The sequence below is a fragment of the Paenibacillus sp. 598K genome, from assembly GCF_003851045.1.
Classification (GTDB): Bacteria; Bacillota; Bacilli; order Paenibacillales; family Paenibacillaceae; genus Paenibacillus_D.
Window position 1 is genome coordinate 13,713 of record NZ_BFBX01000118.1, and the last position, 14,929, is coordinate 28,641.

General features: G+C 59.6%; 9 protein-coding genes. 8 read left to right on the forward strand and 1 reads right to left on the reverse strand.

Annotated features, from left to right (window positions below; translation table 11 throughout):
* Positions 1 to 3: 3 nt before the first annotated feature.
* Genes PA598K_RS28465 through PA598K_RS28475 form a run of 3 tightly spaced genes read left to right on the forward strand, consistent with a single transcriptional unit; the run spans position 4 to position 9,114 of the window.
* A complete protein-coding gene (locus PA598K_RS28465; RefSeq protein ID WP_128660187.1) occupies positions 4 to 3,435 on the forward strand; it encodes a TIM barrel protein in 3,432 nt (1,143 codons plus the stop codon).
* Positions 3,432 to 4,418 (forward strand): hydroxyacid dehydrogenase, encoded by a 987-nt coding sequence (locus tag PA598K_RS28470; protein ID WP_128660188.1) that lies wholly within the window; start codon positions 3,432 to 3,434, stop codon positions 4,416 to 4,418. The genes PA598K_RS28465 and PA598K_RS28470 overlap by 4 nt, the downstream gene beginning before the upstream one ends.
* A 13-nt stretch (positions 4,419 to 4,431) precedes the next feature.
* Positions 4,432 to 9,114, forward strand: coding sequence for a DUF4962 domain-containing protein (locus PA598K_RS28475; RefSeq protein ID WP_128660189.1), 4,683 nt, complete (start codon positions 4,432 to 4,434; stop codon positions 9,112 to 9,114).
* 94 nt (positions 9,115 to 9,208) lie between these two features.
* On the opposite strand, the gene PA598K_RS28480 is transcribed toward PA598K_RS28475, so the two are convergent.
* Positions 9,209 to 10,279, reverse strand: a complete 1,071-nt coding sequence (locus PA598K_RS28480; protein ID WP_128660190.1) for an LCP family protein — start codon at positions 10,277 to 10,279, stop codon at positions 9,209 to 9,211.
* 342 nt (positions 10,280 to 10,621) lie between these two features.
* Here PA598K_RS28480 and PA598K_RS28485 point away from each other — a divergent pair, with 342 nt between their 5' ends.
* The 5 genes from PA598K_RS28485 to PA598K_RS28505 all read left to right on the forward strand — a co-directional run.
* The gene (locus PA598K_RS28485; RefSeq protein ID WP_128660191.1) at positions 10,622 to 11,638 is read left to right on the forward strand and encodes an ABC transporter ATP-binding protein; all 1,017 of its coding nucleotides are present in this window, start codon (positions 10,622 to 10,624) and stop codon (positions 11,636 to 11,638) included.
* Complete coding sequence (locus tag PA598K_RS28490; RefSeq protein ID WP_128660192.1) at positions 11,635 to 12,429, forward strand: ABC transporter permease; 795 nt, start codon at positions 11,635 to 11,637, stop codon at positions 12,427 to 12,429. The genes PA598K_RS28485 and PA598K_RS28490 overlap by 4 nt, the downstream gene beginning before the upstream one ends.
* Positions 12,430 to 12,432: 3 nt before the next feature.
* Entirely contained in the window at positions 12,433 to 13,221 is a 789-nt protein-coding gene (locus PA598K_RS28495) for an ABC transporter permease (RefSeq protein WP_128660193.1), read from the forward strand.
* A gap of 143 nt (positions 13,222 to 13,364) precedes the next feature.
* A complete protein-coding gene (bcp, locus tag PA598K_RS28500; RefSeq protein ID WP_128660194.1) occupies positions 13,365 to 13,832 on the forward strand; it encodes a thioredoxin-dependent thiol peroxidase in 468 nt (155 codons plus the stop codon).
* Between the two features lie 208 nt (positions 13,833 to 14,040).
* The coding region (locus tag PA598K_RS28505; RefSeq protein ID WP_128660195.1) for an AAA family ATPase at positions 14,041 to 14,929 on the forward strand (889 nt) is incomplete at its 3' end.

Below are 14,929 nucleotides of genomic sequence, written 5' to 3' on the forward strand. Positions count from 1 at the left end.
GGTATGAGATTGGCAATCAATACGCTTTCACTGGATAGGTGGACAGTCGATGAGTTGATCGTCATTGCCCTGCGCTACGGGATGGAGGGTGTGGAGCTTCGCGTAGACAGCATCGAGGGCTCGCGACTGGAGGACCCGCCGCGGCAACGCGAGACCGTCTATGAGAAGCTGAAGGCTGCCGGGTTGACGGTCGTGAATATCGGCAGCTCGATCTGTCTGCTCGGCAAGCCCGATGAACGTCGACGTCTGGAGGAGGAGCTGGAGGCGTGCATCCGGATGGCTCGAGACTACAGCGCGCAGGCGATCCGGGTGTTTCTCGGCAATATGTCCGATCATCTGGAGCAGCCTGCCGAGGCGATTCGAGAGGAAGCGCTTGTGCAGACGCTCGATTGGATGTGCGAGCGAGCTGCTCGGGCTGGACTGGATATTTGGCTGGAGATGCATAGTGAGTTTTCGACCGGGAAGATGATGCGATGGATCGTCGATCGATTGGGACATACCAACTGCAAGGTCATCTGGGACGTGCTGCATTCGCTGGAGCACAGGGAAGGGCTGGCGGAGACGCTCGGCTATCTTGGTCCGCTCTGCGTCCATGTTCATCTCAAGGACGGCGTGCCGTTCGACGACCCCTTCTACAAACGCTGGCGTTATACCCGCATAGGGGAAGGCAGTGTCTCTTTCCAGGAGGTGCTGCGTCTCTTGCGGGATCAAGGCTACGACGGGTTCCTCTCCCTGGAGTGGGAGAGCCGGTGGCGGCCGGAGCTGCAAGGCAAAGGATATGAGGCGGAGCAGGCGATCCGCTCCTTCTCGGAGACGATCCGCGCAGCGGAGCGACTGGGGGCGCTGGCGGGCGTGCATCCTCGTCTGATGTTTGATCGGGAAGGGCTGGCGAACAGACGTCGGCAACTGACGGACGAGTTGGCGGAGCGCTGGGAGCAGTTGCAGCAGCAGGTCGATTATCTGATGCAGGCGGGGCCTCCTGGATACGACCCGGATGCAGATATCCATGAGCTATGGCAGCGCGATGTGGGCGACCATATCGCCAATCTGGCCTTTGCCTTCGTCATCAGCGGCGATCCTCGCTATTGCGACGGAGCCGAGCAATGGGCGTTGACCTGCTGCAGCTATCCTTCCTGGGGGCGATTCGAGCCGGATCTGGCCATGGGCCAGCAATTGTTCGGCTTGGCGGTATTCTATGACTGGTGCTACTCGGCGATGCGACCCGATACGAGAGAGATCGTCAGAGCGACCCTGATCAAGTATGGGCGAGAGATGTACGACGGTGCGAGAGGCGGCAGCTACTGGGCGGCATGGAATCTTCAGAATCATATGTGGATCGGCGTGTGTGGTCTGGGAACCGCGGGTCTGGCGCTCTACGACGAGGTGCCGGAGGCGCTGGCGTGGGTAGAGCTGTCGGTCAGGAAATACAGGGAGGTGATGTCCGCGCTCGGAGATGATGGCGCAAGCCATGAAGGGGTGATGTATTGGGGCTATGGCATCAGTTGGATGATGCGCTTTATGGATGTGGCTCGTACGACGCTTGGCATCGACTGGTATGATACGCCCTGGTTTCGGCATACGGCCGATTATCGCTTGTATCTGGGCTTGCCGCTTGCGCATTGCACCGCCTCGGAGAACATCGTCGATCTTGCCGATTCATCCCGAAGCGACATCGATGGCATTACGTATATCATGGAGAAGCTGGCGGCGGAATACAAGCTCGGCCATGCCCAGTGGCTGTCGGAGCAGGCGCGCTCCCAAAGAATCGGAAGTCGGAAAAACGGTTGGTTAAGCGTGCTCTGGTACGATTGGCGCGTGCAGGCGACACCGCCGGCGGGGCTGCCCACAATGAAGCATTTCGACGATATGGATATCGTCTCCGCTCGTTCCTCCTGGTCGGGCGACGAGAGCCTGGTCGTTTTCAAATGCGGTCCGTTCCTCGGCCATCAAGCGGTCGAAACCAATGATCAAGCGCCGTTTTGCGATTGGGGGGGAGGTCATGTCCATCAGGATACCAATCACTTTACATTGTACGGGGCAGGCGAATATCTGCTGCGGGATGACGGGTATGCGTACAAGACGACCGCAGCCCACAATACGCTGCTGGTCGATGGCAAGGGGCAAACAGGCGGCGATCAGATGTGGTTCCATGGCGAGGAGCTGCTCAAGCTTCAGGCGAGGCCCTCTATACTGAAGGCCGTGTCCACGAGCGAGTATGATTACCTGGTCGGAGACGGCGCGCCATCCTACGCTGCGGAGCTGGGCTTGCTTCGCTACCATCGGCACCTGTTATTTGTGAAGCCCGATGTGCTGCTGGTCGTCGACGAGATCGAGGCCAAGGCGGGCAGCGAGCTGGAGCTGCGATTTTTCCCGGAGGCGCAGACATGGTTGGCGGTAGAGGGAGGCCGGTTGGCCGCTGGGAAAAAATCGTTGCTCTTTATCCATCCTCTGGGGCAGGAAGGAACGGAGGATCGTTACGAGGCCATCGAGATCCCGGTCAATATCGATAACGACCGGCAGCCGAGGCAGGTACTGAGGAGGATGCATCGGCAGGGCGGCGTGTGGCAAAGCGTCGTAGCGTTCTCCTGGAGCGAAGCGCCGGAACTGCCTGCTTATGTAGAGGTGAGGCAGCATGGCAGCCGATATGAGCTGACCGTCGGAGAGAAGCGGCTGACGCTGGATATCGTCTCGCAATCGGTGAGCAGCGAAAGGTCGAAGCGGTCTGCTGCGTTGCTCGGCAGTCAGGCTTCGCTGAGCGGCATCCTCGTCAATCATCGGATGCTGACCGACTTTGAGCCGGATAAGCTGGTGTATAGCTACGATACGGATCAGGATGTCAAGGTGGTGCGTCCCCCAATCAGACGGGCGGAGGTGTGGGCGATCCCCTCTCATGTCGCGGCAGCGGTCGAAGCGGCGCAGCCGGAGGGTAACTATGGCGACTATCGCTGGCGTGTCACAGCGCCAGACGGCTCGTCGGTTCGGGAGTATACGCTTGCGCTCGCAGGATCGCAACCGAATGTAGTTCGGGTCGGGATTTGCACGGTGTCTGCGGGCGGCGATGCGTCGACCAGTCTGCCGGCAGTGGTGTTGGATGAGGACCCGCATACGTACTGGGCCGCCGAAGGCGACGGACCCTATCTGATCTTCGATCTCGGCGTCTCGCAGCGCATCTGCGGCATCGATATCGGCTGGCTTAAAGGAGATATCCGGCAAGCCGTCTTTCATTTGGAACGGTCGGTTGACGGCGAGCGCTATGAAAGCATTGCGTCGATGATGAGGAGCAGCGGGACGACGACACAACCGGAATATTATGCCATTGAAGAGACTGAGGCTCGTTATGTCAAGCTTGTCTGTCACGGCAATTCGCTGAATCGGTGGAACAGCATAACGCAGGCGGCGATCTATCGGACAGCGGGCAAGGAGGTGGCGCAATGAAGGCGCTCATAGCGGTAACGGATGAACAGACCCGGCAGTTTCTTTTCAGGCCGGAGGTACTGCAACGATTGCAAGGCTTATGCGAGGTATCCTTCCTGGAGGCGGGGGGGCTGCTCCGCGATCAGATCAGCGGTCAGGACATCGTCGTCACAAGCTGGGGCTCTCCGAGGCTGACCGAAGAGGTGCTGGAAGCTGCGGATGCGTTGCGACTATTCGCGCACGCGGCGGGGACGGTCGTCCCCTACACGGACGGCTGCATCTTCGAGAGGGGAGTCAGGGTCGTCCATGCCAACGTAGCGTTGGCGCGCTCTACCGCCGAATGCGCCGTGATGCTGATGCTTGCCGGAGCATGGCGGATCAAGGAGCAGATGTCGAAAGCCCGGATGGGCGTCTGGAGCGAGCTGCAGCAGGTCAAGCCGCCTGGGCTCCACGGCAGCACTGTCGGCCTGATCGGCTATGGCGAGATCTCACGCGAGGTCATCCGCTTGCTCGCTCCCTTCTCGTGCCGAGTCCTCATGCACTCCCCCTACTGTACGGCGGAGGAGGCCGCCCGACTGGGCATCGAGCTGTGCGGCCTCGCGGAGTTGTTGCAGCAGAGCGATGTCGTCTCCTTGCATGACACGCTGACGGAGCAGACGCGGGGGATGCTCGGCGCCGCCGAGCTCTCTCGCATGAAGGAAGGGGCGTTGCTGGTCAATACGGCTCGCGGCCCGCTTGTTCGGGAGGAGGCGCTGCGAGAGCAGGTGAAGTCAGGCCGCATCTATGCGGCGCTGGATGTGTATGAGGAAGAGCCGCTGCCTCCGGGCAGCGAATGGACGACGTATGAGCATGTCATTGCGACCCCGCACTGCGGCGGTTATTCGGACTACTGGACGAACCGGATCTCGACGCTGATCGTCGATGATATCGAACGCTTCATCCAGGGAGAGCCGCTGCGCTACGAGGTGACGAAGGAGCGATACGCTCGCTCGACAATCAAATAGGGAGGACACGAACATGATCCGACGTTGGATTTCAAGGATGCTAATTGCGGCCATGATGCTGAACATCGGCATCCTTCCCGCACATGCTTCGACCCTGTTGTTCGATACCGGCTTCGAAGCGCAGACTGTCGGCGCGGCGCCGAGCGGCTGGACACTCTCGCGCACGACTCTCGGCAGCTTCACAGTAACTGAGCAAGCGGATGAACATTATCTCGCGGTAGAGGATTACGGCGGCGATTCGGGCCCTTACGGTCTGTATGCTTTTGCGCCGATGACGGGCGCCAACACGATCCATGCGAAGTTTCAGGCCGTTCATCAATCGGCGATCGAGTTCATGCCCGCAGGCGTTACGGGATACAATACGGGCATCCGTCTGAATCTGTCCTCGGCCAATACACTGTCTGTCGAATCCGCCAAAAATAATGTCTATGCCGACCCGCTGCCGGGATATCGGCTACAATCGGGAACCTGGCTGGAGCTGTGGCTGACCTTTGACACCGATGCCGATACGGCGACGCTGTTCCTTCGGTCTCCGGCTTTCCTCGGCTATGCGGGCGCTATGGGCGCTCACAGCCGAATAGTGGACGATTATCTGATCATCGAGGATATTCCGCTCACGATTGCCAACATCGGCACGATCGGCTATGGAACCTACAAGGGAGCAGGGACGACGCTGATTGCCTTCATGAAGGGGATGACCGGACTTGTGGCGCCGATCGTCATTCCTGTCGAGGCGGGCACGGTGTTGTTCGATGCCGACTTTGCCGCTCAGACGACGGGAAGCGCGCCGAGCGGCTGGTCGCTCTATCGCACCGATAGGGGCAGCTTCTCCATTCAACCGCTCGATGGCGTCAATCGTCTGCGAGTGGAAGACTATGGCGGCAATGACGGCCCTTATGGCATCTATCCCTTCACGCCGCTTACTGGCAAGGAGACGCTGTATGCCAAGCTCCAGCTCGGTCATGACGGGGGCATCGAGTTCATGGCGGCCGGAGCGACGACGTATACGACGGGTGTGAGGCTGTCTGTCTCCTCGGCAGGCATCCTGACGGTGGAGTCGGAGGCGGGCGATATTTACGAGATGCCTCTGGGGAGCTACCAGATGCCTGCGGGAACGTGGGCGGAGCTGTGGCTGTGCTTTGATACGGATGAAGGGACGGCGGAGCTATTCATCAAGTCCACCGCTTTGGAGACGTACAGCGGCGCTTTGGGCGCTCATACGTACCGCTATGGCGATACGATCGCGATCCGGGATATTCCCCTGACCGTCAGCAATTTCGGGACTGTTGGATATGGCGCCTATACGGGCGGCGGCACGTACTGGCTGGCCGCGCTCCAGGGACTGGCGGGACGCGTCGGAGCCTTCGATCTCCCAGGTGATCCCTTTGACACGGCGTTTGGGCTGCAGTCGGACGGAGCGTCGCCAGAGGGCTGGGAGATTCAGGGCAGTCATCTCGGCTCCTTTACGATAGATCACCCGGGCGCAGGCAGTACGGCCTACCTGAAGGTAGAGGACTACGGCGGCGATTCCGGGCCGTACGGCATCTACCGCTTCGATCCGATGGCCGGCGAGGCGACGATCTACGCCAAGCTGCAAATTGTCCAGCACGCCACCCTGGAGCTGATGCCCGCCGGCGCGCCCCAGTTCTCCGGAGGCTTGCGGATGGTCGTATCGTCCTCCAATACGGTGCGTTTTGAAACCGCTACCAATGTCCTCTATAGCGAGCCTCTGCCGGGCTATCGCTTCCCTGCCGGCACCTGGGTAGAGCTATGGGTGCATTATAATACGAATACAGATCAGGCGGATGTGTTCCTCCGCTCGGACGCGCTCGGCAGCTACCGCGGGGCTGTGGATAGCCTGGCTAGGCTGCATGGAAGCTATGTCGTCGTCCCGGACATTCCGTTGACCGTCCCGAATCTGGGTACGGTAGGTTATGGAACCTACAAGGGAGCAGGCATCACGCGCATCGAGCAGATCAGCGGCGAGCCGGGCGATGCGGCGCCGATTGAGGTGCCGCTGGAGAGCGATCGCCCCGAGCCGCCGGAGAAGCCGGATGTGTCGGCTTATCTGACCGATACGTCCACGATGATGACGCTCTTGAACAGTTATGTCGATACCCACTCCAGACTGTTCGTGCAGGAGAATGAATGGAGCGCATTGTCCGCGAGGATAGCGACTCCGCAGTTCGAGGAGCTGTATGCGCAAGCGGAGCAGATCGTCCAGACGGCTATGGCGGCTCCGCTCTATGTGGAGGCAGGAGACACTGCTCCTGACGAGAACCAACGGCATATCGGCGATAATCTGGCCGCGTTTTCGTTCATGTACAAGGTGACCGGCGATACGGATTACCTCGATGCGGCCGTGGAGTGGGCCGAGCTTGCGCTTAGCCTCTCCAAGTTCGGGGCAGCCAATAATGATCTTGCCGCCGGGCATATCCTGTTCGGTATGGGCGTGATGTATGACTGGCTGTATGACGATCTGGACGGCGCCTTGAAGGCCGCCATGTATGACAAGCTGTTCGAGCGCGCGGCGTATCTGAACTACGTGTATGAGAACAATCAGAAGACCTGGACATGGGAATACCTGCAAAACCATGGCTGGATTAATCTATTGGGAATGGTAACCGCAGGACTGGCCATCTATGGCGAGGACAGCGCCGATGACGCGGAGATTGTAGGCTGGTTTGAAAATGCCCAACAGTTCTTTGCCCATACGTTCACCCTGTATGGACCTGATGGCGCGAGCCAGGAAGGCGTGGGCTACTGGAGCTACGGCGTGAGCGTGCTGCTGCGCTACGGCGAGCTGGCGGAGACGTTCTTCGGCATCGATGTGTTTGCTTCGGATTGGCTGGAGAATACGGGAACCTATCGACTGTATGCCGCCTATCCGAAGGGGGGCTGGGAGCTTCGCCGGACGAGCGTCAACCTTGGAGACGCGCTCGGCTATGATTTTGGCGGGCCGACCAATTCGCTCTACCAGCTGGCCGCTCGCTATGAGAGGCCGGAGCTGATCGGGCTTGCCGATGCGATGCTGGCGGAGGGCTTGACCTGGGATACGGTCAATACGGTGTGGGAAAATCTGTTGTACTACGATCCGGCTGCGCCGTCCGAGGCTCCGGAGCCCTTGCCGACCTTGCATCATTTTGAGGATTTTGGACTGGTTTTTGCCCGCAGCGGCTGGGACGACGATGCAAGCGCGCTGTACTTCCGATCCGGCCCGTTCCTGGGCAAGCATGCGACTACGTATACGCAAGCTTATCCCACGCGGCCTGACTTCGGCAGCGGGCATATGCACCCGGATGCCAACGCTTTCGTGTTATTCGGCAATAACGAGGTGCTGCTGCGCGACGACGGATATGCCTTCAAGAAGACCGGCAATCATAATACGCTGCTCGTAGATGGCGTAGGGCAAATGGGCGAGAATGGAGCCTGGTTCAATAGCAACAGGGATATCGAGCTGTCGTATGCCTTCCCGGAGATGACCAAGGTGGAGAGCTCGGCGTCGTATGACTATTTCGTGGGCGCGAGCGCCGAGGCGTATCCCGATAGCGTCGGCTTGAGCAAGTTCGACCGTCATATGCTGTATCTCAAGGAGGAGGATATCCTGCTTGTCGTCGACGATATCGAGGCCGAGCAGTCGTCCAATCTGGAGCTGCGCTGGTTCCCTGAGACGCAGAACCTGACATCGCTCGGCGACGCAGTGCTCGCTCGCTCCGCCCGATCGAATCTGCTCATCGATAATCTCACCCCGGGGGCGAGCAGCTTGGACGTAGAGACGCTGACGGTGGTGACCAATATCGGAGGTTCAACAGGCCAGCGCAAGGCTGCCGTCACCAGGAAGACGGGAGAGAGCCTGCTCACGGCAACGGCACTATCCTGGTCGGCTGCGGGGGAAGCGCCTGCCAAGGTTAACGCCGTACAATCCGGCAGGACATTCGCCTTCACAACGGATGACGTGACGTATACGCTCGACCTGGATACGATGCAGGTCACGTCGGCTCCAGGCAGCGTATCGTCGGCCCCGGGACTGAGCGGCGTCCTCATTAACGGCGCTCCTCTTGCAGGCCTTACGGCCGGGTTGTATAGCTATACCTTCGACCTGGACGATTATCCGCGCAATCTGCGCAAGCCGGACACGGTGGATGTGCTGGCGATTCCTGCAGGTCCGGACATGACCGTGGACATGGAGCTGCCGACGTCGTTCCCCGGCGAGGCGACCATTACCGTATCGAGAGGAACACAGCAGGCGGTCTATACGATCGAGGTAGCAGCGGAGGTATACGATGTCGCGCGGCTTCCCTTGTCAGTCGTCCATGACGTCAATCCTGGCAATCCTGACAATCTGCCCTCCGCCGCGCTTGACGAGGTGGAGAGCACGTACTGGACCCAGAATGGAGACGGCGTCTATGTCGACTTCGACCTGGGTCAGGCCAGAGCGGTCAGCGGCTTTGACATGGGATTGTTCCGGGGAGCCGAGCGCGTCAGCTACTTCCATCTGGAAGCCTCTGCCGATGGAGTGAATTTCACCGAGATTTACCGGGGAGAGAGCAGCGGCTTGACGGGCGAGCCGGAGTACTACGCCCTGCCGCAGAGCGTTACTGCGCGCTATCTGAGGCTGGTCGGTCATGGCAATTCGGCTGGTCATTACTGGTTCAGCGTCAGCGAATTCGGAGCTTATGGCGAGGAGACGCCTTAAGCTGCCATCAAAAAAAACCAAGTCGCAAGGGGAAACCCGAACGACTTGGTTTTTTGAAATGGTTAGGATGGTGCCCAATCACGCGACGCTCCGGTTATTGGCCGGTATCGGCGCCTTCGGTCTCGGCCTTGACGGAGCCGCCGCGGGCATCCGTGCCATCGGCATTGTCCGTATCCGGCGCAGGAGTCAACGTCTCGTCTCCGGCGAGCACTTCCTTGACGTAGTCCAGGAGGCGGTCTTCGCTGCGCGCCATCAGCACGGAGGCTGTACCGACCCGCTCCTCGCTGATGAGCTCCATCGGAGGCACCTGAGCGGAGCCGGCCATGTGGAGGCCCAGACCGAGCTGGCCGAGCTTGAGCATGTCGCTGACCGTCAGGTTCGTCTCGATGTACGGCTGGACGCTCTCGAGGATCTCCTTCATGCGGATCAGATTCCAGGTCGACTGCATCTCCTGGGCTACCGCCTTCATGAAGTTGCGTTGGCGCTCGGTACGGGTAAAGTCGGACATCGCGTCGTGACGGAAGCGCACGTACTGGAGCGCCTTGTCGCCATCGAGCACTTGCAGTCCTTTTTTCAGGTCGATGTCGTACCGATTGCCGTCGGCATTGTCCGTATATTTCATATTTTTCTCGACCTCGAACTCGATGCCGCCCATCGCGTCGATCAGCGACTTGAATCCTTCGAACTCGGCGTACACATAATACTGGATGTCGAGTCCGAGCAGGTCGCCAGCCGTCTGCATCGCGAGATTCGGACCGCCAGTCGTGATTGCGGTGTTGATCCGGCCTTTGCCATGCCCCGGGATGTTGACGTAGGTGTCTCTCAGGATCGAGAACAGATGCGCCTTCTTGGTGAGCGGATCGACAGAGACGACGAGCATCGAGTCGCTGCGGGCGATGCCGTTCACTTCCGAGTCGCGCGCGTCGCCGCCGAGCAGCAGGATGTTCACGCGCTCCTTGCCTTCCCATTTGGGCGGCAGGTTGACCGGCTCGACGGGGATATTTTCGAAGCGCGACTCCGTCTCATCCTTTTGGAAGTTATCGAGCGCGTTGTACACGCCATAGGCTTGATATCCGGCATACGCGCCTACCAGGCCGAGAGCGACGAGCACGCCATACAAGGCGTATTTCCAAGGTCTTTTTCTTTTTTTGACTCTGCTGTCCATTCGCGTCTATTCATCCCTTCGACAATGATTTTAAATAATAAATGTCAGGTTTCAGGTTATTATGGGGTGCGGAAAAGCGCCCTCGTACATCTAAAAAACGATGCAACGTTGAAAGAGGTTCAATAAAGGCGCTGAGGCTATATCTCTAAGTACCCCGAACCTCCCGTCCGTAATCGCTTGAAGCGTCGGGGCGGTTATTTACGACAGGACAGAAATCATGTATGATTACATATCATTAAATTATAAATTGTCGACTGGTGATTTATCAAGTTTTTTCGAAAGACTTAAGGAACGCTCACAATTTCCCGGGAAATGTCGAGCGAAAGGAGCTAGCGGACAACCGTGTCAGCCAACATAGCGATCGATGTAGAACAACTCAAGAAGCAATTCCGCGTCCAGAAAAACCGCGAAGGTCTGGCCGGAGCGATGAAGGACCTGTTCAAACGGCAATATACCGATGTGACGGCGGTGAAGGGCATCAGCTTCCAAATCCCGCGCGGCGAAATCTGCGGCTATATCGGCGAGAATGGAGCGGGCAAATCGACAACGATCAAAATGCTCACCGGCATCCTCGTGCCGACCTCGGGCAGGCTTAATGTCAATGGCCACATCCCGCATAAGGAGCGCGAGGCGTTCGTCAAGGGCATCGGCGTCGTCTTCGGCCAACGCAGCCAGCTCTGGTGGGATATCGGCGTCATCGAGTCGTTCCAGCTGCTGCGCAAGGTATACAAGGTGCCGGAGGCCGACTATCGCCGCCGCCTTGGCGAGCTGGTGGAGCGACTCAAGCTGGCCGATCTGCTCCATCGTCCCGTGCGCAAGCTCAGTCTCGGCCAGCGGATGCGCTGCGAGCTGGTTGCGGCGCTGCTGCACAACCCGTCGATCCTGTTCCTCGACGAGCCGACGATCGGCCTCGACATCCTCGTCAAGACCGAGATCCGCGACTTCCTCAAGGAGATGAATCGCGAGCACGGCACGACGATCCTGCTGACGACGCATGATCTGCAGGATATCGAGGCGCTCTGCTCGCGCGTCATCATGCTCGATGACGGCAGTATTATTTACGATGGCAATCTGAGCGACCTGAAGACCAAGTGGAGCAAGGGACGCGAGATCCAGTTCCAGTTCGGCTCGCAGGTGGCGCTCCCCGCGCTCGAGCAGCTGACGGCGGGACTGGGCGGCGTCCACTGGAAGCTGGTCAACGAGGTGACTGCGGTCATGTGGCTGCCGGTCGCCGTCAACGTCTCGGAGGCGCTGGCCCGCGTCGTCAGCGTAGGCGATATCCGCGATATCCAGATCTTCGAGACGAACACCGACGAGATCGTCCGCGAGATCTACCAGACGGAGAAGAGTCACGCATGAATCCTGCCTATGTTGATATTATTCGCATCCGGTTCCTGATGATGCTCGCGTATCGGGTCAATTATTACAGCGGCATTATTATTTACGCCATTAATATCGGCGCGTATTATTTCCTGTGGCAGGCGATCTACGGCAGCCAGCAGGTGCTCGGCGGCTTTACGATCAACCAGATGACGACCTACATCGCCGTGTCGTGGATGGCGCGCGCCTTTTACTTCAATAACCTCGATCGCGAGATCGCCGACGAGATCCGCGACGGCAGTGTGGCGATCCAGTTCATCCGGCCTTACTCGTACCTGATGGTGAAGCTGATGCAGGGGCTTGGCGAGGGCCTGTTCCGCCTGCTGCTGTTCATGGTGCCGGGGATGGTCGTCGTCTGCCTCATCTTCCCGGTGACGCTTCCGACCGATCCGCTCGTCTGGGGCTGGTACGCGCTCATGCTGTTTTTCAGCTTCCTTATTAACACGCAGATCAACATGCTGACCGGGCTGTGCGCCTTCTTCATCGAGAATAACACCGGTCTGATCCGGATGAAGCGGGTGCTCGTCGATCTGTTCTCCGGCGTCATCATCCCGATGAGCTTTTTCCCGGGCTGGCTGGAGGGCATCATGCGGTGGCTGCCGTTCCAGGCGATCACCTATCTGCCGAGCTCGGTCTTCACCGGCCGGACGCCGATCGGCGAGGCGGGCGGCGTGTTCGGTCTGCAGGTGCTGTGGTGCGTCCTGCTGGCGCTGCCGATCTGGGCAGTCTGGCGGGCGGCGCGCACGCGGCTGTTCGTACAGGGGGGCTAGCTTATGTTCGTGATGGGACTATTCTGGGAATATATGAAGAACTACGCCAAGACGCGTCTGACGTACCGCGCCGACTTCTGGATCGAGGTGCTGAGCGATCTGCTGTTCCAGGGGCTTAACCTGATCTTCATCCTCGTCGTCTTCCAGCATACCGAGTCGCTCGGCGGCTGGTCGCAGGCTGAGGTTGTGTTCGTCTACGGGTACTTTATGATCCCGTACGGGATTTTCAATACGTTCTTTAATCTGTGGAGCTTCAGCGACCGATATATCGTCAAGGGCGAGATGGACCGGGTGCTGACGCGTCCGGCGCATAACCTCGTACAGATCGTCCTGGAGAATATGGACCCGCCATCGCTGATCGGCTCGGGTATCGGCGCGCTCATCGTCGGCATCACATGGTCGCAGCTTGGGCTCCCGTTCTCGCCGCTCGATCTGCTGATCATGACCGGCCTCGTGCTTAGCTCGGTGATGATCTATGCGGGCTTATATATCGCGCTGACGGCGATTGCCTTCTACTCGGACTCGCCGACCGGCATCCTGCCGCTCATGTATAATATTCAGAACTACGGTCGTTACCCGGTCGGCATCTTCAGCAAGCCGATCCGCTTCATCCTCACCTGGGTGCTGCCGTTCGCCTTTGTCGGCGTCTATCCGGCCTCTCACTTCCTGGATCGCACGGGCAGCGAGGGGACGATGGCGATGCTGACGCCGCTCGTCGGCGTGGTCTTCCTGGCGATCGGCCTGACGATCTGGAATCACGGCGTCAGCCGGTATAGAGGAGCAGGATCGTAAGTCGCCTACCGCCCGCTGCAGCCCGTTTCATCTTCATATCGAGCGGATTAACCCGATTGGAGGGGGCGGCGCCCGGTTTGAAATTGCCGGTTAACTTTGCTATGTTTTATAGGAATCAACACGAGAGCAGGAGGAGAACGGAGATGACCATAGCAATAGGACAACCGGCCCCGGACTTTGAACTGGCGGCCAGCGGCGGCCAGCGCGTGAAGCTGTCGGACTATCGCGGCAAGCATGTCGTCTTGTATTTTTATCCGAAGGATATGACGGCGACCTGCACGACGCAGGCATGCGACTTCCGCGATCGCAGCGCCGAATACGCCGATGCGGGGGCAGTTATTTTGGGCTTAAGCACCGATCCGGCGGCGCGTCACGACAAGTTCATCGCCAAGTACGAGCTGCCTTTTGTGCTGTTGGCCGATGAGGAGCATCAGGTATCGGAGCTATATGGCGTCTGGCAGCTGAAGAAGATGTACGGCAAGGAGTACATGGGCATCGAGCGCTCGACCTTCATCATCGACAAGGACGGCGTGCTCGTCAAGGAATGGCGCAAGGTACGCGTCAAAAACCATGTCGAGGAAGCGCTGGCCTTTATCCGCGAGGAGCTGTAGCCGCTGATAGCCGGGCCGGTAAGGCATTTGTTACATAATATAAACAATGATGCACAGCAAGCGTAGTACCCAATAGGCGCAGTACCTTAAAGTCTCCGAAGAGTGCGGAGCTTGGGGGACTGCGCTTATTTGGCATGCGCGCTCGTCTAAGAATCTCTCAATCTGTGCAGACTAGATGCTAGAAGGTCTATATCAGGAGGGATAACGGATGACGAGGATGTCCTATGCATGGGAATCGGAGCCGGAGAGCGAGAGGACGACGACCGCCTGGCCGCAGGAGGCGTCGATGCGCGTGAAGCGTCTGGAGGCGCGGCTGGGCGCGGTGCTGCTGGGCAAGGAGGAGACGGTGCGGGGAGCGATCATTGCGCTGCTGGCTGGCGGCCACTTGCTGCTGGAGGATGTGCCAGGCGTCGGCAAGACGTTGCTGGCGCAGGCGCTGGCGAGGCTGATCGGCGGCTCGTTCAGCCGCATCCAGTTCACGCCGGATCTGATGCCGGCCGATGTGACGGGAAGCTCGATCTGGGATGCCCGCAAGGGCGAGTTTGTCTATCGCGAAGGGCCGCTGATGGCGCATCTGGTGCTGGCGGACGAGCTCAATCGTGCGGCGCCGCGCACCCAGTCGGCGCTGCTGGAGGCGATGGAGGAGCGCGCCGTGACGGTGGATGGCGAGACGCGCAGGCTGCCGGAGCCGTTCGCGCTCATCGCGACGCAGAACCCGGCTGCCCATGAAGGCACGTATCCGCTGCCGCTGGCGCAGCTGGACCGCTTCATGATGCGGCTGTCGGTCGGCTACCCGGAGGCGTCCGAGGAGATCCGCATGCTGACAGAGGGGAGCGGCCACCGTCGCGCCGAGACGCTGCGATCGCTGCTGCTGCCGCAGGAGTGGTCAGCGATGCAGCAGGAGGTGCTGCAGGTGCATGCGCATCCGGCGCTGGTCGCTTATATGGTAGAGATCGTGCGCGCGACCCGCGCTGCGGCAGAGCTGCGTCTGGGCGCGAGTCCGCGCGCCACACGCGACTGGCTGCGGGCGGCGCAGGCTAGCGCCTATATGGACGGGCGGGGCTATCTGATCCCCGACGATGTGAAGGCGCTGGCGC

Coding starts and splice junctions, on each gene's coding strand:
- PA598K_RS28490 (WP_128660192.1), top strand. CDS start 11,635: ATGAATCCTGCCTATGTTGATATTATTCGCATCCGGTTCCTGATGATG.
- PA598K_RS28495 (WP_128660193.1), top strand. CDS start 12,433: ATGTTCGTGATGGGACTATTCTGGGAATATATGAAGAACTACGCCAAG.
- bcp (WP_128660194.1), top strand. CDS start 13,365: ATGACCATAGCAATAGGACAACCGGCCCCGGACTTTGAACTGGCGGCC.
- PA598K_RS28470 (WP_128660188.1), top strand. CDS start 3,432: ATGAAGGCGCTCATAGCGGTAACGGATGAACAGACCCGGCAGTTTCTT.
- PA598K_RS28475 (WP_128660189.1), top strand. CDS start 4,432: ATGATCCGACGTTGGATTTCAAGGATGCTAATTGCGGCCATGATGCTG.
- PA598K_RS28480 (WP_128660190.1), bottom strand. CDS start 10,279: ATGGACAGCAGAGTCAAAAAAAGAAAAAGACCTTGGAAATACGCCTTG.
- PA598K_RS28465 (WP_128660187.1), top strand. CDS start 4: ATGAGATTGGCAATCAATACGCTTTCACTGGATAGGTGGACAGTCGAT.